Source organism: Ensifer sp. Root31 (assembly GCF_001424825.1).
GTDB classification, from domain to species: domain Bacteria; phylum Pseudomonadota; class Alphaproteobacteria; order Rhizobiales; family Rhizobiaceae; genus Ensifer; species Ensifer canadensis.
Map to the genome: position 1 here is coordinate 350,586 of NZ_LMCO01000006.1, position 22,964 is coordinate 373,549.

At 61.9% G+C, this 22,964-nt stretch carries 20 protein-coding genes; 4 read left to right on the plus strand and 16 right to left on the minus strand.

From position 1 onward, the window contains the following. The first annotated feature begins 65 nt into the window (after positions 1-65). The gene (locus ASD00_RS08540; RefSeq protein WP_025429914.1) at positions 66-959 is read left to right on the plus strand and encodes a LysR family transcriptional regulator; all 894 of its coding nucleotides are present in this window, start codon (positions 66-68) and stop codon (positions 957-959) included. A 37-nt stretch (positions 960-996) separates the two neighbouring features. Here the strand turns inward: ASD00_RS08540 and ASD00_RS08545 are convergent, their stop codons facing one another. From ASD00_RS08545 to ASD00_RS08580, 8 genes are all read right to left on the minus strand, one after another. Continuing rightward, complete coding sequence (locus ASD00_RS08545; protein ID WP_057206174.1) at positions 997-1,944, minus strand: DUF817 domain-containing protein; 948 nt, start codon at positions 1,942-1,944, stop codon at positions 997-999. Between the two features lie 258 nt (positions 1,945-2,202). Further along, positions 2,203-3,483, minus strand: a complete 1,281-nt coding sequence (locus tag ASD00_RS08550) for a TRAP transporter large permease (protein WP_025429916.1) — start codon at positions 3,481-3,483, stop codon at positions 2,203-2,205. After that, positions 3,483-4,004: a TRAP transporter small permease gene (locus tag ASD00_RS08555; protein ID WP_057206043.1), complete on the minus strand. Its 522-nt coding sequence runs from the start codon at positions 4,002-4,004 to the stop codon at positions 3,483-3,485. Before ASD00_RS08555 ends, ASD00_RS08550 begins: the two co-directional genes overlap by 1 nt. A 171-nt stretch (positions 4,005-4,175) precedes the next feature. Beyond that, on the minus strand, positions 4,176-5,150 hold the full coding sequence (locus ASD00_RS08560; RefSeq protein WP_057206047.1) for a TRAP transporter substrate-binding protein: 975 nt from the start codon (positions 5,148-5,150) through the stop codon (positions 4,176-4,178). A gap of 60 nt (positions 5,151-5,210) precedes the next feature. After that, entirely contained in the window at positions 5,211-6,092 is an 882-nt protein-coding gene (locus tag ASD00_RS08565) for an amidohydrolase family protein (protein ID WP_025429919.1), read from the minus strand. 1 nt (position 6,093) lies between these two features. Beyond that, entirely contained in the window at positions 6,094-7,230 is a 1,137-nt protein-coding gene (locus tag ASD00_RS08570; RefSeq protein ID WP_057206049.1) for a mandelate racemase/muconate lactonizing enzyme family protein, read from the minus strand. A gap of 1 nt (position 7,231) precedes the next feature. Beyond that, complete coding sequence (gene kdgD, locus ASD00_RS08575) at positions 7,232-8,137, minus strand: 5-dehydro-4-deoxyglucarate dehydratase (protein WP_057206051.1); 906 nt, start codon at positions 8,135-8,137, stop codon at positions 7,232-7,234. A 69-nt stretch (positions 8,138-8,206) separates the two neighbouring features. After that, on the minus strand, positions 8,207-8,959 hold the full coding sequence (locus ASD00_RS08580) for a FadR/GntR family transcriptional regulator (RefSeq protein WP_057206053.1): 753 nt from the start codon (positions 8,957-8,959) through the stop codon (positions 8,207-8,209). Between the two features lie 187 nt (positions 8,960-9,146). Between ASD00_RS08580 and ASD00_RS08585 the strand changes: the two genes are divergently transcribed. Beyond that, complete coding sequence (locus ASD00_RS08585; RefSeq protein WP_057206057.1) at positions 9,147-9,944, plus strand: NAD(P)-dependent oxidoreductase; 798 nt, start codon at positions 9,147-9,149, stop codon at positions 9,942-9,944. Positions 9,945-10,119: 175 nt separating this feature from the next. On the opposite strand, the gene ASD00_RS08590 is transcribed toward ASD00_RS08585, so the two are convergent. The 3 genes from ASD00_RS08590 to ASD00_RS08600 form a co-directional block, all read right to left on the minus strand. After that, positions 10,120-10,911, minus strand: coding sequence for a LytTR family DNA-binding domain-containing protein (locus tag ASD00_RS08590; protein ID WP_057206059.1), 792 nt, complete (start codon positions 10,909-10,911; stop codon positions 10,120-10,122). After that, positions 10,908-12,002, minus strand: a complete 1,095-nt coding sequence (locus ASD00_RS08595) for a histidine kinase (RefSeq protein ID WP_057206062.1) — start codon at positions 12,000-12,002, stop codon at positions 10,908-10,910. The genes ASD00_RS08590 and ASD00_RS08595 overlap by 4 nt, the downstream gene beginning before the upstream one ends. A gap of 162 nt (positions 12,003-12,164) precedes the next feature. Next, complete coding sequence (locus ASD00_RS08600; protein ID WP_057206064.1) at positions 12,165-13,259, minus strand: histidine kinase; 1,095 nt, start codon at positions 13,257-13,259, stop codon at positions 12,165-12,167. A gap of 224 nt (positions 13,260-13,483) precedes the next feature. Between ASD00_RS08600 and ASD00_RS08605 the strand changes: the two genes are divergently transcribed. Together ASD00_RS08605 and ASD00_RS08610 are read left to right on the plus strand one after the other, a co-directional pair. Further along, positions 13,484-16,585 (plus strand): autotransporter domain-containing protein, encoded by a 3,102-nt coding sequence (locus ASD00_RS08605; protein ID WP_162249716.1) that lies wholly within the window; start codon positions 13,484-13,486, stop codon positions 16,583-16,585. After that, entirely contained in the window at positions 16,585-17,121 is a 537-nt protein-coding gene (locus ASD00_RS08610; protein WP_057206068.1) for an invasion associated locus B family protein, read from the plus strand. The genes ASD00_RS08605 and ASD00_RS08610 overlap by 1 nt, the downstream gene beginning before the upstream one ends. A 61-nt stretch (positions 17,122-17,182) precedes the next feature. On the opposite strand, the gene ASD00_RS08615 is transcribed toward ASD00_RS08610, so the two are convergent. From ASD00_RS08615 to ytfR, 5 genes are all read right to left on the minus strand, one after another. Then, positions 17,183-18,439, minus strand: coding sequence for a GGDEF domain-containing protein (locus ASD00_RS08615; RefSeq protein WP_156585504.1), 1,257 nt, complete (start codon positions 18,437-18,439; stop codon positions 17,183-17,185). A 114-nt stretch (positions 18,440-18,553) separates the two neighbouring features. Continuing rightward, a complete protein-coding gene (locus ASD00_RS08620) occupies positions 18,554-19,297 on the minus strand; it encodes a FadR/GntR family transcriptional regulator (RefSeq protein WP_082523497.1) in 744 nt (247 codons plus the stop codon). 23 nt (positions 19,298-19,320) lie between these two features. Then, on the minus strand, positions 19,321-20,289 hold the full coding sequence (gene yjfF / locus ASD00_RS08625; protein WP_057206074.1) for a galactofuranose ABC transporter, permease protein YjfF: 969 nt from the start codon (positions 20,287-20,289) through the stop codon (positions 19,321-19,323). Next, positions 20,286-21,311: an ABC transporter permease gene (locus tag ASD00_RS08630; protein WP_057206076.1), complete on the minus strand. Its 1,026-nt coding sequence runs from the start codon at positions 21,309-21,311 to the stop codon at positions 20,286-20,288. The genes yjfF and ASD00_RS08630 overlap by 4 nt, the downstream gene beginning before the upstream one ends. Then, positions 21,308-22,828, minus strand: a complete 1,521-nt coding sequence (gene ytfR / locus ASD00_RS08635; RefSeq protein ID WP_025429933.1) for a galactofuranose ABC transporter, ATP-binding protein YtfR — start codon at positions 22,826-22,828, stop codon at positions 21,308-21,310. The genes ASD00_RS08630 and ytfR overlap by 4 nt, the downstream gene beginning before the upstream one ends. Between the last annotated feature and the right edge of the window lie 136 nt (positions 22,829-22,964).

The following is a 22,964-nucleotide window of genomic DNA, read 5'->3' on the forward strand; positions in this document are numbered from 1 at the left end:
GCCCTTCCAGATTTTGGCTGTAGAGTGCCTTCGTGATAGATGGTCTCTCGATTATTGGAAGGCAGATGGATCGACTGGATGCAATGACCGTGCTTCTCGGTGTTATCGAGGGCGGGAGCCTGTCTGCCGCGTCGCGGCAGCTGCGCATGCCGCTGGCGACGGTCAGTCGCAAGGTTTCGGAGCTTGAAGCCCACCTCGGTGCGCAATTGCTGACCAGGACGAACCGCAGGATCCAGCTGACCGAGGCAGGGCGATCCTATGTCGAAGCGGCGCGGGAAATTCTTGCTCGGGTCGACGAGGCGGAGCGGGTAGCGGCCGGCGAATACTCGACGGTCAAGGGCGATCTGACGATGACGGCGCCGATCGTTTTCGGACGGCTGCACGTGTTGCCGGTCGTCGTCGATTTTCTGAAAGCCAACCCTGAGGTCAACATGCGCTTGTCGCTTGGCGACCGGCTCGTCAACCTCATCGACGATCACATCGATGTTGCGCTCAGGATCGGCAACCTGCCGGACAGCAACCTGATCGCCACTAAGCTCGGGACGATACGGCGTGTCGTCTATGGGAGCCCGAGCTATGTCGCCAGACATGGCCAGCCTGGCCATCCGCACGAACTTGCCGACCATGATTGCATCACGTTCGAAGGTTTGATGTCGAACCGCAGCTGGAGCTTTGCCGATGAGAGGGGCGAGATGGCCACGCCGATCCACTCACGCCTCGTGGTCAACACCGCGGAGGCTGCCGTCGACGCGGCGGTTGCCGGCCTCGGCCTGACGCGTGTTCTGTCCTATCAGGCGGCACGCGCCGTCGCCGATCGTTTGCTTGTGCCGTTGCTGGAACCCTTCGAACATCCGGCGCTGCCGGTTCAACTGGTCTATCTGCCGCAGGGTCTCGTGCCGATGAAACTCAGGGCATTCGTCGATTTCGCCGCGCTCCGGCTGAGAGCAGTGCTGAAATGACGACGGCCGCACCTTCCTTGCGGATCTTACGCTGATATCACGAGCTGATCTGCGGCGCCTCGCGGATGACGACGCCCCCTTCAGCGGTCACCGCTTGCGGGTCACGGGCCGGCCGAGGCTGATGCATCGCTTGTAGCGGTCGCGGCCGGTGGACGAGCGTGACCAGAACGAAGGACAGGATCATCAGCAGATACCAGGCGCCTAGCTTTTGCAGCGATACCGGTGTCCAGCCGGCGTGCTGCGAGGGATAGATCCAGGCGCGCGACCAGGTTCCGATATTTTCGGCAAACCAGATGAACAGAGCGATGAGCAGAAAACCGATGAGCAGCGGCATGCGGTGGCGGAACCGGAAGACACGGTAGTGCACATTCGTGCGCCAGAACAGGATCGCGATGATTGCAAACAGCAGATAACGCAGGTCGATGACGAAGTGGTGCGTGAAGAAATTGGCATAGATGGCGAGCGCCAGCAGCACCGTCGCAGAGCGGGGCGGATAATGGGTGTAATGCAGGTCGAGAATGCGGGTCACGCGCGCCAGGTAGGAACCGACGGCGGCATACATGAATCCTGAAAAGAGCGGCACGCCGCCGATGCGAAAGAAACTGGGCTCCGGATAGATCCAGGAACCGACGGACGTCTTGAAAATCTCCATGAGCGTACCGACGATATGGAAGATCAGGATAACCTTGGCTTCGGCAATGGTCTCGAGCTTAAAGGCCAGCATCAGAAGCTGAATGCCGAGTGCGGCGAGGAAAAGGAAATCATAGCGGGCAAAGCCGATTGCGTCCGGCCAGAACAGCTTGGTTGCAATCATGAGCGTCAGCATGGCGCCGCCGAAGAGGCATGCGAAAGCCTGCTTGATGCCGAAGACCAGCAGCTCCGTCAGGCCGCCAAGCAAGCCGCGGTCAGGAAGCCGGTCGAGCAACCGGTGGGCGGCCGCATCGATGCGCGCTTCGCGCGAGGTGAACCGTTTTTCGTCCGACAGCCGAGCCACGCGATTCGCCTCCTTGCCAGTGCCGATGGAGCGATGCCGAGGCAATGCGGTCGAATTGTGGATCAGTCGGAGCTGGACGGTTCCGGCTGATCCACACGCTTGTCTAGATCATTTCACTGTTTCACCGAAACAGTGAAATGATCTAACTCGTTGAAATAACGCAATTCCGGACGGAAAACCGTTTCACACTTTTCCTGGAATTGCTCTAGGCGCCGACGCATTGATCGCCGTGGCTTGAGAGCGCCTGCGCTATCGGAACAGGCTTGGCAGCCAGAGGGACAGGCCGGGGATGTAGGTGACGAGCATCAACACGGCGATGCTTGCGCCGAAGAACGGCCAGATGGTGCGCATCGCCTCGCGGATCGAAATGCCGCCGACGGCGCAGCCAACAAAGAGCACGGTGCCGACCGGCGGCGTGTTGAGGCCGATGCCGGCGTTGAGGATCATCACCACGCCGAAATGCACCGGGTCTATCCCGAACGCCTTGACGACAGGAAGAAGCACCGGTGTGCTGATGATCACCAGCGGCGCCATGTCCATGAACGTGCCAAGCAGCAGCAGAATGATGTTGATGAGCAAAAGCACGATAACAGGGTTGTCGGAGATCGCGCTGATCGCCGCGACCATTCCCTGCTGGACCTGCAGGAACGCCATCAGCCAGCCGAAGGAGGCGGCGGTGCCGATCACCAGCAGCACCATCGCGGTGGTGCGCACCGCCTGCAGCACCGCCTCGACGAAGCCGCTCCAATCGAGTTCGCGGTAGACGAGGATCGCAACGAGCAACGCATAGAACACGGCGATGCAAGAGCTTTCCGTTGCCGTGAAGATGCCGGAGCGCACGCCGCCGAAGATGATGCCGATCAGGAGCAGCCCTGGAAGCGAAGCCAGAAAGTAGAAGCCGAGGCGGCGCAGGCCAGGGAAGGGTTCCGACGGATATCCTTTCTTCCGCGCCACCACATAGGCTGTGACCATCAGGGCTGCAGCCAGAAGCAGACCGGGCAGGATACCGGCGGTAAAGAGATCGGCGACCGAGACGTTGCCGCCCGCTGCGATCGAATAGAGGATCATGTTGTGGGAGGGCGGGATCATCAATGCGATTATCGCCGCATTGACCGTGACGTTGACGGCGTAGCTGCGGTCATAGCCGCGCGCCGCCATCTGCGGGATCATCAACCCGCCGACGGCGGATGCGTCGGCGACGGCGGAGCCGGAAATGCCTCCGAACAGCGTCGAGGCGACGATATTGACCTGGCCTAGACCGCCGCGCAGATGCCCGACGATGCCGGCGGCAAAGCGGATCAGGCGGTCGGCGATGCCGCCGCGCACCATCAGGTCGCCGGCGAAGATGAAGAACGGGATCGCCATCATCGCAAAGACGTTCATGCCGGAGTTCATCTGCTGGAAGACGACGATCGGCGGCAGCCCCATGTAGATGACGGTGGCAAGCGACGCGATGCCAAGGCAAAAGGCGATCGGCATGCCGATCATCATCAGGAGCGTGAAGGTGCCGAAGAGAATGCTGTAGGCCACTATGCTGCCTCCTGAATGACGACATCGGCGACGGGCGCTTCGCCCAGCACAACGTCGGCAAGACGCTCCGCCGCAAACAGTGCGATCAGCAGGCCGCCTGCGATCATCGGGAAGAAATCGACGCCGCCCGGCCAGCCGAGCACGGGGATGGTCGCCGCCCAGGTGCCGGCGGCAAGCATGGTCGAATAGAAGCTCATGGCCAGGCCAAAGAGCACGATCAGCGAAAGGCTGACGATATCCATCAGGCGCTGCGTCGCAGGCGATGCCGAATGGCGCACGAAATCGAGCCCGAGATGCACGCTCTCGCGCACGCCGACGGCCGCGCCGAGCAGGATGAACCAGGACATCAGATGCAGCGACAGGGGTTCCGACCAGCTGGGCGTGTCGTTGAGGACATAGCGGGCGAAGACCTGCCAGCCGACGATTGCCGTCATGGTGACGAGGCCGAGGCCTGAGATGTAAAGCGAGAGCCGGCTGAGCCGGGCTAGCACAGGCCTGACAGCCTGCAAGAAACGCCACATTGCCTTTATCCTCCGTTGGCTGCCGGCGAGTGGAGTGTCCAACCGATCGGGCCGGACACTCAGGCGTATCGGATGCCGCTAAAGCGCGTCGCGATCTCCAGGATTCGCTAAGCTCTTGATTTTTCGCATCTCGGCATCGCAAAACCGCTGCACACTTTTACGCAGCTTGCTCTAGTTGATGGCGCGGATCCGCTCGAGCAGGTCCTTCATCTGTGGGTCGGTGACGAAGCGATCGTAGACCGGCTTCATCGCCGCGGAGAATTCGGCCTTGTCGACGGTGATGACGTTGGCGCCGGCTGCACGAACCTTTTCCTCCGACGCCTTTTCCCGCGCCGTCCAGAGCTCACGCATCTTCACCACCGATTCCTTCGCCGATTCCTTCAGGACCTTCTGGTCGTCGGGCGAAAGCTTGTCCCAGCTCATCTTCGAGATCACCAGGATTTCCGGATTGAGGGAATGTTCGGTCAGAGTGTAGTTCTTGGCAACCTCGAAATGCCTGGAGGATTCGTAGGACGGCCAGTTGTTTTCCGCCGCATCGACGACACCGGTCTCAAGCGACGAATAGACCTCGCCGAAGGGCATCGGCGTGGCGTTCGCGCCGAACGCTTCCATCATTGCAATCCACAGGTCCGACTGCTGGACGCGAACCTTCATGCCCTTGAGATCGGCCAGCTTCTCGATCGGCTTCTTGGTGGAATAGAACGAGCGCGCGCCGGAATCGTAGAAGGCAAGTCCGATCAGGCCGTGCGGTTCGAAGGCGGCAAGCACTTCGTCGCCGATCGGCCCGTCGACGGTCTTGTGCATGTGCTCGGTCGAGCGGAACAGGAAGGGAAGCCCGAGCACGACGGTCTGCGGCACCAGGTTGTTGAAGGGTGCTGCATTGACGCGGTTCATGTCGATGACGCCGAAGCGCGTCTGCTCGATCGTGTCCTTTTCGCTACCAAGCGCTGCATTGTTGGTGACGTCGATCTTGATGCGGCCATTGGTGCGCTTGGCGACCAGTTCGCCCATGTATTTCACAGCCTCGACGGTCGGATAACCGTCCGGGTGGATGTCGGCCGAGCGCAGCGTGATTTCCTGCGCCTGCAGGGTGCCGGCGCTGAGGGCAACGCCCAGGGCCAGGCAAAGCGTTTTTGCGATGTTCATTTTGTCCTCCTCCTTCTTGTAGCGCCGAAGCCTCCTCGCTTCGGACGAATGCGGGTGGCTTCAGGCACCTCTGTCCGTGAATGGCTTCAAGCCAAAGAGCCGTTCAGGATTTTCGACGAGCACGCGATGACGGGCGCCGGCGTCCGGCAGCCAGCCCAGAACTGTGTCGGTCAGTTCGGCATCGTCGGGATAGTCGGCGTTGGTCTTTGCAAGGTTGTGTGGCCAGTTGCTGCCCCAGACCACGCGTTCGGGCGCATGCGCGACAACCGCGCGCGACAGTGCGGCGACGTCGGCAAAATCGGGACCGCCGGTCTTTGAGGATTCGTAGACACCGGCAAACTTGAACCAGCAGTTGCCGCCATCGATCAGCCGCTTGACCGCGGCGACTTCGGGTCCATCCGGTGCCGCGCCGGAGAAGAACTTGCCGTGATGGTCGAAAACCCAACGGGATTTCAGTTTCTGCAGTCTTGGTTCGTGCTGAAGGATGTTGCTGCCGTCGAACTGGATGGCGACCATCCAGCCGCGGGCTGCCGCCCGGTCATCCACAGCTTCGAGTTCGTCAAGGCCGACGGCGCCGCCGGGCAGATCCATGATCCTTGCGCCGATGACCCCTGCCGTAGATAGCGCGTCGAGCTCGCGCTCCGAGGTCTCCGCGCCGAAGGCGGCGACGCCGCGGGCCAAGGGTCCCATGGCTTTCAGGCAGGCAATCAGATTTGTATTGTCGCGCTGATGGGCATTGCCCTGCGTGATGATGACCCTGTCTATGCCGAGCCACCGCATGAGCTTTCTGTATTGGCCCGCATCGGGCAGGGCACCGGCGGGAAGTGCGGGCCCGCCAGCAAGGGCGGGAAAGCCGGGCAGATACATATGCAACTGGGTATCGACTGTGCCTCTTGGCAGCGCGATTTTTGGCGGGCGACCGGAGAGCGTTCTGACCAGCATCTCAATCATCCCTCATCCGGAACTCGGCAAGCGCATCGCGGTCGATTTCGATGCCAAGTCCCGGACCACCGGGGATTTTGACAACCCCCTGGTCATGCTCGATCGGCGTTTTGATCACCGCCTGCCGGAACGGATTTTCGGTGCGATCGAATTCGAGGATCGGCTCGATCGGATTGACGCGCACCGGGTTGGGCACCATCGCCGCCATGAACTGGAGGGCGGCAGCGATATGAACCGCCGTCCCCCAGACATGCGGGACGATGCGGACGCCATGGAGCGCTGCCATATCGGCGACGCGTCGCGCCTCGGTGAACCCACCGACGCCGGCAAGATCGGGCTGGAGAATGTCGACGGCGCGGGTTTCGACCGGCTCGCGCATCCCCCAGCGGCTATGCCAGGTTTCTCCGCCGGCGACCGGTATCGGTTGGCCGGCACGCACTTCACGATAGGCGCCGAGCTGTTCCGGCACCACCGGCTCCTCGAACCAGTCGAGGTCCAAATCGGCAGCCTTGCGGCCAAACGCGAGCGCCTCAAGCACGTCGTAGCCATGATTGGCATCGACCATCAGCCGCATGTCTGTGCCGACCGCTTCGCGCACGGCACGGACGACAGCAAGATCCTCGCGCACGCCAAACCCGATCTTGATCTTGCTGGCATGAAAGCCCTCAGCGCGATAGCGGGCGACTTCGGCGGCGTTGTCCTCGACCCGGTCGATGCCGTCGCGCTTGAAGCTTCCCGTTGCATAGGCCTTGACCGTTTCGCGGAAGCGGCCTCCGAGAAGCGTGGAAACCGGCACGCCGAAATGTTTGCCCTTGATGTCCCAAAGCGCGATGTCGATGCCTGACAGCGCGGTCAGCGCCAGGCCGCGCTGGCCCTGGTCGCGCAGCGCGTTGTAGAGCCGCGCCCAGATCTTTTCGGTTTCAAGTGGATCGGCGCCCGTAAGCCAAGGGGTATAGGCGGCGACCACGGCGGCGTTGGGTCTTGCTGGGCCAAGGCATTCGCCCCAGCCGGTGGTGCCGTCGTCGCAGACGATCTCCACCAGCACATGGGCCCGCCGGTCGAAGCGCATCGACGCGCTCTCGAACGGCACCGCAAGGCGGTGTTCCAGCAGATGCGTGCGGACGGCTGTGATTTTCATCCTAGCGTTTCCAGGGCGCAATAAGCGTTGCGAGCATGTCTTCTTCCTGCGCCGTCAGGTCGTCGAGCGGCGGCCGCACGCGGCCCGCATCAAAACCCTGCAGCCGGACGCCGGCCTTGATCGCGGCGACGGCATAGCCCTTGCGGCGGTTGCGGATGGCCATGAAGGGGTAGAAGAAATCACGCAGGATCTCTTCGCAGCGTGCCCGATTGCCAGCGCGCAACGCCTTGTAGAACTCGACGGCGAGCCCCGGCACGAAATTGAAGACGGCGGACGAGTAGGTGGTGAAACCCGCTCCGAGATAGGCTTCGGCGAAGAGTTCGGCCGTTGGCATGCCGCCGAGATAGGTCAGCCGATCGCCCATGGTTGCGGTGATCTGGCGGATGAGGCCGATATCGCCCGTCCCATCCTTGAAGCCGATGAGGTTGGGGCATTCGTCGCACAGGCGCGTCAGCGTATCGACCGCCAGCACCGAGTTGTCGCGGTTATAGACCATGACGCCGATGCCGACCGATTGGCAGATCTGCTTCACATGGACGAAGAGCCCTTCCTGCGGCGCGTCGATCAGGTAATGCGGCAGAAGCAGGATGCCGTCCGCGCCGGATTTTTCGACGGCGCGCGCCAGTTCGACACCGATCTCGGTGCCGAAGCCGCATCCCGAAACAATGGCGGTTTTGCCGGCAGCTTCCTTCGCAGCGGCGACGATGCCGGGTATTTCCTTAGGCGAAAGCGAAAAGAACTCGCCGGTCCCGCCGGCGGCAAACAGCACCGGAGCATCGAAGCCGGACAGCCATTCGACATGGCGACGGTAGCTCTCGGGATGGAACTTTCGCTCGGCATCAAAATGCGTCACGGGGAATGACAACAGTCCGGCGCCAAGCGCGGCCTTGATCTCTTGCGGCGTCATGCTCGATTTCCTCTGCCTGCCTCCTCCGGCAGAGTTGTCGTACATGTACGGCGATATTGTGTCAATAAGTTATCGTACAGGTGCGCGTTGTTCGCGCAGCAGTGTCCGGTAGCGGGCCTGGCTGCCCCGCAGATGGCGTCGCATCGCCTCGCGCGCACCCTCTTCGTCGCCGTTGGATATGGCGACGACGATGTCATTGTGTTCGTTGTCGAGCATGGCGATATAGGCGGACTGATCCTGTTCGCTGTCGTCGTTGCGCAGTGCACCGCGCGGGATGACGTTTCTGCCGATCATCGCCAGGAACTCACGGAAGCGCGGATTGTTGGTGGCCTCGGCTATGGCGAGATGCAGGGCGAAGTCGGCTTCGACGCTGGAGACGCCGGCGTTGAGGCAGGCGCGGACCGCATCGTGTCTTTCGATGATCACCTCTTCCTGCGCCGGCGACCGTCGAAGCGCGGCAAGTCCTGCGGCTTCTACCTCGACGGCGGTTCGCAACTCCAGCAGTTCGATCATGGAGGATACGCGCGCCGGGTCGATATGATGCAGGGAAAGCGGTATGGGTCCGGCGGCGGGTGGGGGCTCGAGAACGAAGACACCCGCGCCCTGACGCGCCTCGACCAGCCGGTCTGCCCGAAGTGCGGCGATCGCCTCGCGCACGACCGTGCGGCTGACGCCGTGAGCCTCGGAGAGCTGCGCCTCGCTCGGCAACTTGCTGCCCCGCGGAAACTGACCCGCAGCGATCGCCCGCCGCAACGTGTCGCCGAGCCTCGACGTCAACGTGCCTGTTCCGGTGCCCGGCTCCAGCTTCGTTTGAACGCTCATCTCGTCTCCTTCTCGTGGTCGTTTGTCCGCCTGTCGGTACGTTTTGTCCAGCCTGTGTGCCACATCGGGCTTGTGGCATCACATGTCCGATTTATTGACGCCCTCGCATCAACCTGTATGATGAGTTGCGCAGAAATGCAATGCATCGATCCCGGCGACAAGGCGCGCCGGTTACGGAGGACTGGACTTGAAGCGACTGTTGATGACAGGTGCGGCGGGAGCATTGGGTCGCGCCATGCGGGGGCGCTTGGCTCACCTGGCGGAGGTCGTGCGTCTTTCGGATATTGCCGATCTAGGCACGGCGGCACCGCATGAGGAGATCATGCCCTGCGATCTCGGCGACGCAGCCGCCGTGCATCGGCTGGTCGAGAGCTGCGACGCCATTCTTCACTTGGGTGGCATCTCGGTCGAGGACAAGTTCTCCAAGATCCTCAATGCAAACCTGCTGGGTCTCTACAATCTCTACGAGGCCGCACGGGCGCACGGTCAGCCGCGCATTCTTTTTGCCAGTTCCAACCATACTGTCGGCTTCTACCGGCAGGACGAGCACGTGGAGGCGGATGCGCCGATGCGCCCCGATGGCCTCTATGGCGTGTCGAAATGTTTCGGCGAGGCGCTGGCCCGGATGTATTTTGAGAAATTCGGCCAGGAGACGGCGCTTGTTCGGATCGGCAGCTGCATGGAAAAGCCGACCAACCACCGCATGCTGTCGACCTGGATGTCCTATGACGATTTTGCCGCGCTGATCGCTTGCGTGTTCCGGGCGCCGATGCTCGGATGCCCGGTCGTATGGGGCATCTCGGACAATGACAGCCGCTGGTGGGACAATTCGCACGCCGCCTATCTGGGCTGGCGGCCGCGGGATAATGCCGAGCGCTTCCGCGCCGAACTCGAAGTTTCGCCTGGCCGGCCGGAGGCCTCGTCGCCGCTTGCCGTCTATCAGGGCGGAATGTTCACGCAGGACCCGATTTTTACCGAAGACTAGCAGGTTGGGGATGTTAGCCTGACCTTTGCCATTGGCGACAGTGCGCCGTTGGATGCTGCGGCCGGCCGGCGTCCTAGAGCAATTCCAGGAAAAGTGTGAAACGGTTTTCCGTCCGGAATTGCGCTATTTCAACGAGCTAGATCATTTCACTGTTTCGATGAAACAGTGAAATGATCTAGCGCTCTGTGGAGAGGGGACGCACCTGCTTTACGTAGGTTCGCCCGACGCGGATTTCGCTTCCGTCCGACAGAAGCGCGATCAAGGCGGCGAAGGGCGCCTGCCGCAAGCCGACGATGCAATGGCGCCGAACGATCGAGCTTCGGTGGAGCCGGAGAAACTCAGCCGGGTCCAGCCGGCCTGCGAGTGAAGCCAGGCTCTCGTGGTGCAGGTAGGATTTGTTCTCGGTGTGGATGCGGACGTAGTCGCGCTCCGCCTGGAACCGCACCACGCGATCGAGCGCGATGCGAATGAACTCGCCTCTTGCCTTCACCCAGATATCGGCGACCTGCGCCTCCTGCTTGCGAAGCGCCTGCCGGAGCGCCCGCACGGTTTCGTTGAGTTCCAGCACGCGTTCGGCGCTTGTTCGTGCCGCAATCGCCATGCGGGCCCGATCAATCGCAGTTCGTAGACGATTGGGCTCGATCGGTTTGGTGACATAGTCGACCGCGGCGGCCTCGAAGGCGCGAAGGGCATAGTGATCGAAGGCGGTCACGAAAACGACGGCAGGTGCGTTGTTGCCCAACCGTTCCAAAATGTCGAAGCCGGTGCCGCCGGGCATCTGGATGTCGAGCAGGATCACGTCCGGCAAAAGTTCGGCGACGAGAACGCAGGCCTGCTGCACATTGCCGGCCGTCCCGACGATCTTGATCCCGGGCATGGCCCCGAGCAGGCGTATAAGGCGGCGCCGCGCCAGGGGCTCGTCATCGATGACGAGGATCGACAGGGGCTCTAACTGGATTTCGTTCATGCGAGCCTCAGGGGCATTGTGATTGCTGCTCTGAAACGCTTGGGCGTTACAAGGCCGGATACACAGGCGCCGACGCCTGGAAAGCGCGCCTGCACCCGATCGGCGACATTCTTGAGACCGATCCCGGTGCCGGAAGACTGGCGTCGCCCGCCCCCGGTCTCCGGCGCGATATCGTTTTCGACAGCGATCTCGAGCGCATGGCCGACCTTGGCCGCGCTGATGACGATCTCAACCTGATCAGGAGAGCGGCCGACGCCGTGTTTCACGGCGTTCTCGATCAAGGGCTGCAGGATCAGGCTTGGCACCAGAGCCTCTTCCAGGCCATTGGCGATGTCCATCCGCAGCTTCATCCGGTCGGAGTAACGCTCGCCTTCGATATGCAGATATCCGGTTTGCAGGGCGAGTTCATCCGCAAGCCGCACGTCGTGCAGCGGGTCGAGCTCCAACGTCGTGCGCAGAAAGTTCGAAAGCGACATCACCATGCGGGTCGCTGCAATGGTCTGCCCTTCCTCGATCAGGCCGGTGATGGAGTTCAGCGTATTGAACAGAAAGTGCGGATTGACCTGGTATCGGAGCGCACGCATTTGCGCGGCCAGTGCTTCCTCCCGCGAGATCGCCAGGCGCCGTTCGCGCTCACGCAGCTCGAAGCTGTAGAGCAGCGCGACGAAGAAGAACGACCACCCCACGAACGTCGCCATGCTGTAGACGAGCGTGTAACCGGTATTCGTCCAGTCGACCGTGATCGGGTCGGGACGCACGAATAAAACATAGAGCAGGAAGTCGATGCCGGTATTGGCAAAGGCGGCAATGAGAGAGGTGGAGAATCCAACGACGATCTTGGTGGCTATATGCCGGTGCCTGACCCGAAACATCGCCGCCGCGATACCGTAGGAAAGAACCATGCCACAGGACATCAGCAGCAATTTGCCGGGGGCAGACACGATCGGATCGGTTCCGAGTATGCCCCACAGGATACTGCTGATGAGAAATTCCACGAACCAATAGAGAAAACCGAGCCAGAGCGTCGTGCGCCGAACGCTGCCGATATAGGCGCTTTCGTCCGGCGATTTTGTTTCGTCCTTGGGTTTCATGCCATTTTTATCGTTCAACCGGCCGCCAATGTCGATTGCCGTTCGTCGGCGAAATCAAGCCGTTTGCAGAAAGTCCCGACCTTTCGGGCGCTGCTATTTGCCGCTTGCGGAATGCAAACCCCGTTGCTTTTGCCGGCCTGCCGCTCCGCGGGGGCCTTAGCGTCATGCCAGCCTCAAGGGCATGGTGATCGCCGCCCGAAAGCGGTGCGGTGCGACAAGACCGGAAATGAAGGCCCCCATCTCCGGAAATCGGGCCCTGATGCGGTCGGCGACATTCTTGAGGCCTGTACCCGTTCCCTGAGGCTTTTTGGTCGCGCATTGCGGTTCGATCGTCAGGTCGTTTTCGACGGAAAGCTCGAGGGTTTCACCGTGACGTGCCGCGCTGATCAGGATTTCGACCGCGCCGGCCGAACTGCCGACGCCGTGTTTCACCGCATTCTCGATCAGCGGCTGGAGAATGAGGCTCGGCACGAGCGCCTGCTCCAGGCCGGGTGCGATGTCGAGCTTCAGTCGCATGCGGTCCGAGAAGCGCTCGCCCTCGATGTTGAGATAGCCGATCTGCAGCGCCAGCTCGTCGGCGAGACAGACGTCCTGCATTGGGTCGAGTTCGAGCGTCGTGCGAAGGAAGGAGGAGAGCGAAAGCACCATGCGGCCCGCCGCCGTCGAAGCACCTTCCTCGATCAGCCCGGCGATCGAATTCAAGGTGTTGAACAGGAAGTGTGGGTTGACCTGGTAGCGCAGCGCCCGCATCTGCGCCGTTAACGCTTCTTCTCGCGTCAAGGCCAGGCGCCGTTCGCGTTCGCGCAACTCAAAATTGGAGAGAAGCGCAATGTAGAAGAAGGCCCATCCGTGGAACAGCGCCACGCAATAGATGACGGTATAGGCGACGTTGGTCCAGTTGACGTCGGCCGGATCGCCATGCGCGATAAGAAAGTGGCAAGCGAGGTCGACGCCGGCGTTGATCACTGCCGCGACGAGCGACAAGGCGGAGCCGACCAGGAGCTTGAAGAGAATGGAACGCTCCCTGCACCTGAAGAGCGTGGCTGCCATCGCATAGGACATCAGCGTGCCGTTCAACACCAGGATCAAGGTGATCGGCGCAACTTCTATTGGGTCATATCCGAGGACTGCCCATAGTACGCTGCTGATGACGCCCTGCATGAATTGATAGAGGAAGCCGTAGGAAAGCGTCGCACGGCGAACACCTGCGGTATACTGAGTCTCTTCCGGCGAAGCCGTGTCATTTCCTGGTGCCATGTGGGTTTATCCCTCAAGCCGAGATGGTTGTCGATTGCCGTTCGTCGGCGAAATCGAGCCGTTCGCAGAAAGCCCCAACCTTTGGGCGCTGCAATTTGCCGTTTGCAGAAAGCAGAATTCTCCCCTTTCCCCGGCTTGCTATAGCGCCCGATGACCCGCCGCCCCCTGGCTCGTATTCGCCTGGGGGTTGTGCGCTGACGAACGCAAATGAAAAGGGGCAGACATTGAATACCTGTGTGAAGGCGGACGTTTTGAGGATCAACCTTCTGAGCTCGACTGCGCTTGGACGCGCCGGTCTTGTCTCGATCATGCTGGCGGCCGTGCCGTTCGTCCCGTCGCCGGCGAAGGCGGCCGGATTGCTCGTTCCAAACGACACGACCTGGACCACCGACCATACGATCAACGGCAATCTCGTGATCCGCGGCGGTCCCAGTGGCGCTACTCTGACGATCAAGGACGGCGCCTCCGTCGAAAGCAAGGGCGGCTACATCGCTGACGGCAAGGGCTCGGTCGGAACGGTCGTCGTCTCCGGTCCCGGCTCGACCTGGGATATCGTCGATCCAGATCCGCGCGGCTACCGCGTGCTTTTCATCGGGGGTTTCGAGGGCGGCATCTACGGCGGAAAGGGCACGCTGATCGTCGAGGATGGCGGCAAAGTCTCGGCGAAGGAGACCTACATCGGCGCCTTGCAGGAAGGCGACGGAACGCTCGTGGTGCGCGGTGCCGGATCCATGCTCAGCACCGATTTTCTGGGGGTGGCCTTCGGCGCGCTGACGCTCAACACTGGCGCGGTCAGGATCGAGGACGGTGGCGTCATCAACTCCAACAAGGCCGTTTTCGAGAACGGCACGGTTCTGGTGAGCGGCGAGAATTCGCGCTGGATCAACGCCGGCGACTTTACGATCGGCGACAGCTTCACGATCGAGAAGGGCGCCGTGGTCTCGACCAACACCGCGACCCTCCGGGAGGATGAGAGCGTCGACACCATTCACGTGTCTGTCGACGGCGCTGGTAGCGAGTTCAAGGTCAATGACAAGCTGACGATTGGCGAGGCCGGAGACGTCAACCTTTCGGTCGCCAACGGCGCAAAGCTGTCAGCGGGCGGTGGTATCGTCCTTTCTGGCGTCGGTGGTGCGATCCGGGAAGGCATGGGCAGCCTTTCGATCGGCGGCAAGGTCGATATGGATCGTGTCGGCGGTCCGATCGCTCGGCAGGCGCAGGCGGCCGGCACGGTCGATCCCTCCTCGAAGATCGATTTCGGCCCAAGGAAGGGGCACGTCAATTTCAACCACACGAACACTGGCTATGAATTTGCCAACACGATCGGTGGCCAAGGGTCGATCAACAATTTCTCGGGCGAAACGGTCGTGAGCGGCGACCTGACGAAGTTCCACGGCAAGGTGAACGTCTCCGGCGGTAAGCTGGTTCTAAAGAGCAACCTCGACACAATCGATAACGACGCGGACACGGGCCCCTTGGACTACAGCACGACCCGGTTCGACGTGAAGGATGGAACCCTGATCGTCGATGGCGAAGCGGGAAGAGTGCAGACAACTTTTCTTGACGGAAAGACCTACACCAATTCCGTCGTCGTCTGGGGGGAAACGCTGAACCGCATTGGCAATCCGGCCTCGACGGCTTTCGGCCGCCTTGGCGGATCCGGCACTATTGGCACCACCGCGGTCGACAAGAGAGCGGTCATTGCACCGGGAAACAATTCGACCGGCACGCTGACGATCATGGGGCAACTGGAAATGAGCGACGGCTCGATCTACGAGGCCGACATCGCCGGCGACGGTCGCTCCGACAGGATCGCCGTCAAGGGCCTGCAGAACGGCGTGCGGGGCGATGGCGTCGCGACGATCGGCAATGGCGTCAAGGTCGAGGTGACCGCGCTCGATGCCAATACCAGCTACCAGAACGGCCACACCTATACCATTCTGACCGCGGAAAACGGTGTCGACGGTCAGTTTGCCCAGGCGATTTCGAAGTCCGCCTTTCTCGATGTCACGCTGGAGCAGAAGGACAAGCAGGTCGATCTCAGGATCGCGATCAAGGATACGGGTACACCTAATCCTGGTAATCCCAATCCCGGCAACCCGAACCCTGGCAATCCCAATCCTGGAAACCCGAACCCTGGCACGCCGGGCACGTCGGCCAAGTTCGAACGCGTGGCCATCAGCGGCAATCAGAGGAACACGGCGCTCGCCCTCAACACGCTTGCGCAGAGTGGGCCATCGCTTGCGCTCTACAACATTCTCCTGAGGCTCGACGCCGCCAATGCGCGTGGTGCCTTCGAGCGTCTGTCCGGCGAGGTTCATGCTTCGGCACAGACAGCGCTGATCAATGACAGCAGCTTGCTGCGCAACGCGGCGAACGACCGCATTCGCGACGCTTTCGGCGACGTTGCTGCTGCCAATGTCCCGGTTCTGGCCTACGGGCCCGAGGACAATATCACGACCGGTGCAGTCGGCGCGATCAACGCGGTCGCAGTCCCGCCGCCGGCAATGGTCGGCTGGGGGCAGGTTTTCGGCTCCTGGACCAACACCGATGGCAACGGCAATACCGGCCAACTCGATCAGTCGACGGGTGGCTTCATCACCGGCTTCGATGCGGCGGTCTCGGATAACGCGCTGGTTGGCATCATGGCCGGCTACAGCCGGACGAATTTTGACGTCGACAGCCGTGCTTCGAGCGGCGACAGCGACAACTACCATCTCGGCGTCTACGGTGGCGGTCGTTGGGGCGATGTCGCGTTGCGGTCCGGCCTTGCCTATACTTGGCATTCGATCACGACGGAGAGAGCGGTCGTCTTCCCAGGTTTCCGGGACGCGTTGAAGGCCGACTATGATGCCGGCACATTCCAGGCGTTCGGCGAAGTCGGATACCGTATCGACCTGCCGAGCGTAGCGCTCGAGCCCTTCGCGAACCTCGCCTATGTCAGCCTTCACACCGACGGTTTCACTGAGAGTGGTGCTGCGGCGGCTCTGTCGAGCAGGAGCAACACGACCGATACGACCTTCACGACGCTCGGTCTTCGTGCGTCGGCCCCTCTCATTCTGGGGGCCGCCAACGCCAAGGTGCGCGGCATGCTTGGTTGGCAGCACGCCTTTGGCGATACGACGCCTTTCTCGACGATGGCTTTCGGCACGGGCAGTGCCTTCTCGGTTGCCGGTACGCCGATCGCCGAGGATGCGGCGATCATCGAGGCCGGCATTGATTTCGCGCTGACCGACACTGCGAGCCTTGGCATCACCTACACCGGCCAGTTCGGCTCAGGCACGACGCAGAATGCCGTCGATGCCAAGCTTGATGTGCGCTTCTGATGCGGCTTTTACGCTGGATCACCGCAACGTTGATGGCGACGATCGTCGCCACCAACCCGCTCTATGCGCAGGAGGCGCCGAAGGACGCGACGGCCCCCTCTTCGCTCGCCGAGACCTACGACGACTGGAGCGTCGCCTGCGCGGTGACAGACGGCAATCGCAGGTGTGTTCTTTCGCAGCGCCAGGTTCACCAGAGCGGACAGCGCGTGCTGACGCTGGAACTTGAACCGGTCGACGGCGCTGGCCTCCAGGGACAGCTCGCGCTGCCTTTCGGTCTCTACCTGGACAAGGGCGTCTCTCTTGGGGTCGATGATGCCACGGGTAGCAAACCCTCGCGGTTTCGAACCTGCATGCCGGTCGGATGCATCGTCGCGCTGACGTTCAATGAGGAGACGATCAAGCTGCTGCGTGGCGGCAAGGTGCTGAAGCTCGTCGCCTTTGCCAGCGACACCGAGAAGGAGGTCAGTTTCTCGATCTCGCTCAAGGGGTTTGCAACCGCGCTCGACCGCACCATTGCCTTGATGCAGAAGGCTTGAGGCGAGGCGTGTTGCCGGCGGCTGCTTGCGCCTCAGTTGCCGGTACGACGATAGCGACGGCTCAGGCGCAGTTAGCCATCGGACCTCTCTCGGTCCTCCCCGGGGAAGGCGCTCTCTCGTTCGGTTGGGCCGCCAGCCCCGATGCGAACTGGGGAGCGCTGTCCTTGCCGGCGATCCAGACCGCGTTTCGCCCTGCCGCCTTTGCCGCATAGAGCGCTCGATCGGCGGAAGACAGAAGCTCGCTTGCCCCCTGTTGCCTTGCGACAAAGGCAACACCGACGCTGACGGTCGCCGAAAGCGTCGTGTTTCCGGCCCTGACCCGCGCCTGCTCGAAGGCACTGCGGATGTCCTCGGCGATGGCTGCGGCCTGCGATCGGTCGACCCCGGGGAAGCAGGCCGCAAACTCTTCGCCGCCCATGCGCGAGAGGAAGCCCTTGCCGCCAACGGCTTGCGAGATGACCGCCGCGCACTCGATGAGCACCTTGTCGCCGACAGCGTGTCCATGGCGATCGTTGATCGCCTTGAAGTGGTCGATGTCCATGTACATCAACGCTCCATCATCGGGTCTTGTCGCCAGATAGGCGTCGACGCTCGCCATGAAAGCGCGCCGGTTCTGCACACCGGTGAGGGCGTCGGTTTCCGACGCCAGCTTGTATCTGTACTGCGTTCTTTCTTTGATCAGCGCGAAGAACGAGAACCCGCCCGCAAGACTGTGGATGAAGAGTTCGAAGGTCAGCAGCTGATACCATATCGGCTGTTCGGCGCCCGACGCCGTGTTGCCGAAAAGCGGCCAGACGAAGATCAGCGGGATGCGCACGAGATAGAACAGGCCATGCGTGGCGAAGAGAAATGCGACGATGTAAGAGCTTGGAAGCCTGCGGAAATTGTCGGAGCGGAAAATCTCGACCGCGATCATCGCCGAATAGACGAAGATCAGCGCGGAAAACAGCACGATCCTGCTGGTGACATTGTTCTGGACATAATCGGAAAAACCGGTGACCAGCAACCACAACACCGGCCCGGCCAATGCGGACGCGATCTTCAGCGGTTGATTGTCGAAGGCGCGCAGGCCGAGCCAGATGAGCGCCAAGCCCAGAACCGTCAGGGCGTTGCCCAGCGTCACCGGGACGAAGGAATAACCCGGACCTCGGAAGGCAAGCAGGGTAAATCCAAGTGCGGCGACCAGAAATGCGCAGGACCACAGCCTCAGTTCCAGGCTGTTGCGCTCCTGGCGTGACGCGAGCGCGAAGAAGACTGCAAAGACCACCAACGTCGCGAAGGAGCTGATCATGATCGTCGGGGTATGTAGCGCTTCCACCGTCAACTCCTGGATTCTGCGGGACGTTATGCGCCAGAATCTTAAAGGTTTCGCAAATGACGGGGGCGGCGATTAGCAGGGGTCGGGGACGCCGAACTCGGTATTTCCTGCGCGCTATGACGGCCTGGTTTGTCGCATCGTCAGGTCCGACATCAGCCGCTGTTGGCCGGCCCGGATCACGTCTTCCATCGCATGTCGGGCGCCTTTGGCGTCACCGCGGCGGATTTCCTCGACGATGCGGATATGGGTCACGGCGACGCGGTCGATTTCGCTGCGGTCGGCGGAAGGATTGGTGAGTTTGAAGACGCCGATCAGTGCCGCCTCGATCAGGCTGCCCACCGTGCGCATGAACGGGTTGAGGGACGCTTCGAGGAGATGCAGGTGGAATTCGAGGTCGGCATGCGCCAGCGTTTCGGCGCTGTGGTCTTCATTGCCCATGGCAACGGCGAGCCGCATCATCTGGGCGATGTCGGCGTCGGTGGCGCGCTCAGCCGCAAGCGCTGCCGCAAAGGGTTCGAGCGCCAGCCTGATTTCGCTCAGGTGATTTAAAAACGCCTCGTCGACGCCAACGCTGAAATGCCAGGAAAGCACGTCGCTGTCGAACAGGTTCCAATGCGCGCGCGGCATGACCCGCGTCCCGATGCGCGCGCGCGGGAACACCAGACCTTTGGCCGCGAGCGTCTTCATTGCCTCGCGCAGCACGGTGCGCGACACCTTGAAGCGTGCCGCCAGCTCGACGTCACCAGGCAGAATATCGCCGGCTAAGAACTCTCCGCCGACCACCGCGCGCCCGAGCTCGTCCACGACATGGCCGTGGCTTGAGCGTTTCACAGGTTGCTTTGCGAAGGTTCCTGGCAGCATGAGGTGCACCCATGCCCTTCCTAGACGTGCCGCTGTTCGTTGCGGGACACGTATACGATGCCCTTCTGCATGAGGATGAAGACGAACAGCAACAGGCCGATCAGGATCTTCGTCCACCAGCTGGAAAGCGAGCCGTCGAAGGTGATGTAGGTCTGGATCAAGCCCTGGATGAGGATACCGATGAAGGTCCCGGCAACAAAGCCGGAGCCGCCGGTCAAAAGCGTGCCGCCGATCACCACCGCAGTGATCGCATCGAGTTCGACGCCGACGGCCGCAAGCGAGTAGCCGGCCGAGGTGTAAAGCGAGAACACGATGCCGGAAAGGCCCGCGAGCAAACCTGACAATGCGTAGATCATGATGGTGGTGCGTCCGACCGGTACGCCCATCAGCTTGGCGGTGGCGGTGCCGCCGCCGAGGGCATAGACGTCGGTGCCGAAGCGGGTGCGGTGGGCAATGAGGATGCCGATGGCAAAGACGAGCAGCATCAGCCCACCGATGAGCGTGATCCTGCCGCCGCCGGGAAGCTTGTAATAAAAACCCTTCAACGTGCCGTAGAACGGATGCTTGATGGCGATGGAATCGATCGACAGCACGAAGGCCATGCCGCGGGCCAGAAACATGCCGGCGAGCGTGACGATGAAGGCCGGCATCTCCAGATAGTGGATGATGGCGCCCATTACCGCTCCGAAGAACGTCGTGATCAACAGCACCATGGCGAAGACGGCGAGCGGATGGGCGCCGCTATTCTCCAGCACGACGGCCAGGAACACACCGGTGAAGGCGATCACCGAGCCGATCGAAAGGTCGATGCCGCCGGACAGGATCACGAAGGTCATGCCGACGGCGGCGATGCCGAGGAAGGCGTTGTCGGTCAGCAGGTTGCCGATGACCCGCGTCGACAGGATGTTGGGATACTGCGCCACGCAAAGCGCATAGCTCAAGACGAAGATGACGATGGTTGCGGTCAGCGGCAGGTATTTGGGTTTCATCGCGCTTGCCGCTCCATCGGTTTTCTGCTGGCGCGCAGAAGCGCGACAAAGGTGAAGGCGTTTCGAACCGGTGGCGACTGCAGCACGAGAATGAAGACGATGATCGCCGCCTTGATGATCAGGTTGAATTCCGGCGGAAAGCCGGAAAGCAGGATGCCGGTGTTGATCGACTGGATGATGATGGCGCCGAGCACGGAGGCGGCGATGCTGAAGCGGCCGCCGAGAAGCGAGGTGCCGCCGATGACGACCGCAAGAATGGCGTCGAGTTCGAGCCAGAGCCCGGCATTGTTGGCGTCGGCGCCCTTGATGTCGGCGGCGGCGATAATGCCGGCAATCGCGGCACAAAGGCCTGATAGCATATAGGCAGCGATCAGCAGCACCGGCGTCAGCACACCGGATAGCGTGCTTGCCTGGCGGTTGACGCCGATCGCCTCGATCAGCATGCCAAGCGCCGTCTTTCGCACGATCAGCGCTACCAGGATGCCGAAGATCAGCCAGATGATCACGGGCAGGGGCAGCCAAGCGAATGAGCCGCTGCCAAGAAAAATCAGCCCCTCATCGTTGAAGGTGAGGATCGCGCCTTCGGTGACGAGCTGAGCGATGCCGCGCCCGGCGACCATCAGAACCAGCGTTGCGATGATCGGCTGGATATTGAGAATGGCGACGAGGATACCGTTCCAGAGACCGCAGAGAATGCCGGTGCCAAGGGTGATCAGAAGCGTCATCGCCAGCGAGTGGCCCGACGTGATCGACGAGGCGGCGACTGCCCCGCAGATCGCCATCACGGCGCCGACAGAAAGATCGATGCCCTTGGTGGCGATAACGACGGTCATGCCGATCGCGAGCAGAACCACAGGGGCGCCGCGGTTGAGGATGTCGATGAGACTGCCATAGAGGCGGCCGTTCTGGATTTCGAGGCGGAAGAAGCCCGGGAACACGAAGGATACCATCAGGAGAATGACCGCCAGCGCTATCAGCTGCGGTAGGAGCCTGATCGCATAGCCCCTAAGTATTGCTGTCATGCCGCTCCCCGTTCATTCGCCGATGCGATGGCCTCGATGATCTGGTCCGCCGTGATCCGATCGCCTTCGAGCGAGGCGACGTGCTGGCGGTCGCGCAGCACCACGATGCGCGTGCTGTAGGCAACGAGTTCCTCGATCTCCGACGATATGACCATCAGCGACATGCCTTTCTCGCGCAGACCCTCGATGAGCCGGACGATCTCGGCATGCGCGCCAACGTCGATGCCGCGCGTCGGCTCGTCGAGGATCAGGAATTCGGGTTCCGTTGCTAGCCAACGGGCAAGAATGGCTTTCTGCTGGTTGCCGCCGGAAAGCAGTCGGATCGGCTTTTCGCGATCGGCCGTGCGGATGTCGAGCGCCCTGATATAGTGGTCCGCCAGGCGGTTCTGCTCGGTACGGGAGATCGGACGGGTCCAGCCGCGTCGCGCCTGAAGGGCGAGCACGATGTTTTCGCGCACCGAGAGATCTCCGACGATGCCCGCGGTCTTGCGGTCCTCGGGGCAGAAGCCGAACCGTCGCGCGATCGCCTGGCGCGGCGACGATAGCTGGACGGTCTTGCCGTCGACTTCAGCCGTGCCGCTGTCGGCGCGATGGGCACCAAAGAGGATCTCGGCCGTCTCCGTGCGGCCGGAGCCGAGAAGCCCGGCAATGCCGACAACTTCGCCCGCCCTCACATCGAGGTCGAAGGGGGAGACGTGGCCCTTGCGGCCAAAATTGCGGAAGCGATAGCGCACCGATCCGGTGAGATCCGCTCCTTCGCGCGCAGAGCGGATTTCCGCTGCAAGCTCGCGGCCGATCATCATCGAAATCAGGTCGCGCCGCTCGAGTGACGCCGTGTCTCGGGTGCCAACCAGCTGGCCGTTGCGAAGCACAGTGATGCGGTCGGAGATTTCGTACACCTGTTCGAGGAAATGGGTGATGAAGACAATGCCGAGGCCACGCGCCTTCAGTCGCCGGATGATGCGAAACAGCATCTCGACTTCGTGGGCGTCGAGACTTGCCGTCGGCTCGTCGAGGATCAGCACCTTGCCGGAGAGATCGACGGCGCGGGCGATCGCGACGACCTGCTGTATGGCGACGGAATAGCTGTCGAGCGCGCGGGTGACGTCGAGGTCGAGCTCGTAGTTTTCAAGCAGTGCGCGCGCCTGACGGTTCATGGCGCGGACATCGACGAAACCCAACCGGCGCGGCTGTCGGCCGAGGAAAAGGTTTTCCGCTACCGTCAGGTTCGGCAGCAGGTTGACCTCCTGATAGACGGTGCCGATGCCGAGCTTCTGCGCATTGAACGTATCGCGCGGATCGATCTCGACGCCGTCGAGCAGGATCATGCCCCCGTCGCGCCGGTACGCGCCGGTGAGGCATTTGACCAGCGTCGACTTGCCGGCGCCGTTCTCGCCGAGAAGCGCATGGACCTCGCCTCTGCGCAAATGAAAGTCAACCTTGTCCAGGGCTCTCGCACCGGGAAAGACCTTGTCGATCCGGGTCGCCGAAAGCAGGTTGTCGCCGATGGTCTGCATGATCCCTCCCTGACTGGAACGCGGCGCACTCAGTCGAGCACGCCGCATTACTTCAGTGTTCCGAAAATCAGCATGCTTCACCTCGATCCTCGTGCTCGAGCGAAGCATGCCGACCGGACATCGAGCCCGCGGCGAC

Excerpts from the sequence above, each read along its gene's own strand:
- ASD00_RS08540 (WP_025429914.1), top strand. The coding sequence starts at position 66 with ATGGATCGACTGGATGCAATGACCGTGCTTCTCGGTGTTATCGAGGGC.
- ASD00_RS08555 (WP_057206043.1), bottom strand. The coding sequence starts at position 4,004 with ATGTGGCGTTTCTTGCAGGCTGTCAGGCCTGTGCTAGCCCGGCTCAGC.
- ASD00_RS08560 (WP_057206047.1), bottom strand. The coding sequence starts at position 5,150 with ATGAACATCGCAAAAACGCTTTGCCTGGCCCTGGGCGTTGCCCTCAGC.
- ASD00_RS08565 (WP_025429919.1), bottom strand. The coding sequence starts at position 6,092 with ATGCTGGTCAGAACGCTCTCCGGTCGCCCGCCAAAAATCGCGCTGCCA.
- ASD00_RS08570 (WP_057206049.1), bottom strand. The coding sequence starts at position 7,230 with ATGAAAATCACAGCCGTCCGCACGCATCTGCTGGAACACCGCCTTGCG.
- kdgD (WP_057206051.1), bottom strand. The coding sequence starts at position 8,137 with ATGACGCCGCAAGAGATCAAGGCCGCGCTTGGCGCCGGACTGTTGTCA.
- ASD00_RS08580 (WP_057206053.1), bottom strand. The coding sequence starts at position 8,959 with ATGAGCGTTCAAACGAAGCTGGAGCCGGGCACCGGAACAGGCACGTTG.
- ASD00_RS08590 (WP_057206059.1), bottom strand. The coding sequence starts at position 10,911 with ATGAACGAAATCCAGTTAGAGCCCCTGTCGATCCTCGTCATCGATGAC.
- ASD00_RS08595 (WP_057206062.1), bottom strand. The coding sequence starts at position 12,002 with ATGAAACCCAAGGACGAAACAAAATCGCCGGACGAAAGCGCCTATATC.
- ASD00_RS08600 (WP_057206064.1), bottom strand. The coding sequence starts at position 13,259 with ATGGCACCAGGAAATGACACGGCTTCGCCGGAAGAGACTCAGTATACC.
- ASD00_RS08610 (WP_057206068.1), top strand. The coding sequence starts at position 16,585 with ATGCGGCTTTTACGCTGGATCACCGCAACGTTGATGGCGACGATCGTC.
- yjfF (WP_057206074.1), bottom strand. The coding sequence starts at position 20,289 with ATGAAACCCAAATACCTGCCGCTGACCGCAACCATCGTCATCTTCGTC.
- ASD00_RS08630 (WP_057206076.1), bottom strand. The coding sequence starts at position 21,311 with ATGACAGCAATACTTAGGGGCTATGCGATCAGGCTCCTACCGCAGCTG.
- ytfR (WP_025429933.1), bottom strand. The coding sequence starts at position 22,828 with ATGCAGACCATCGGCGACAACCTGCTTTCGGCGACCCGGATCGACAAG.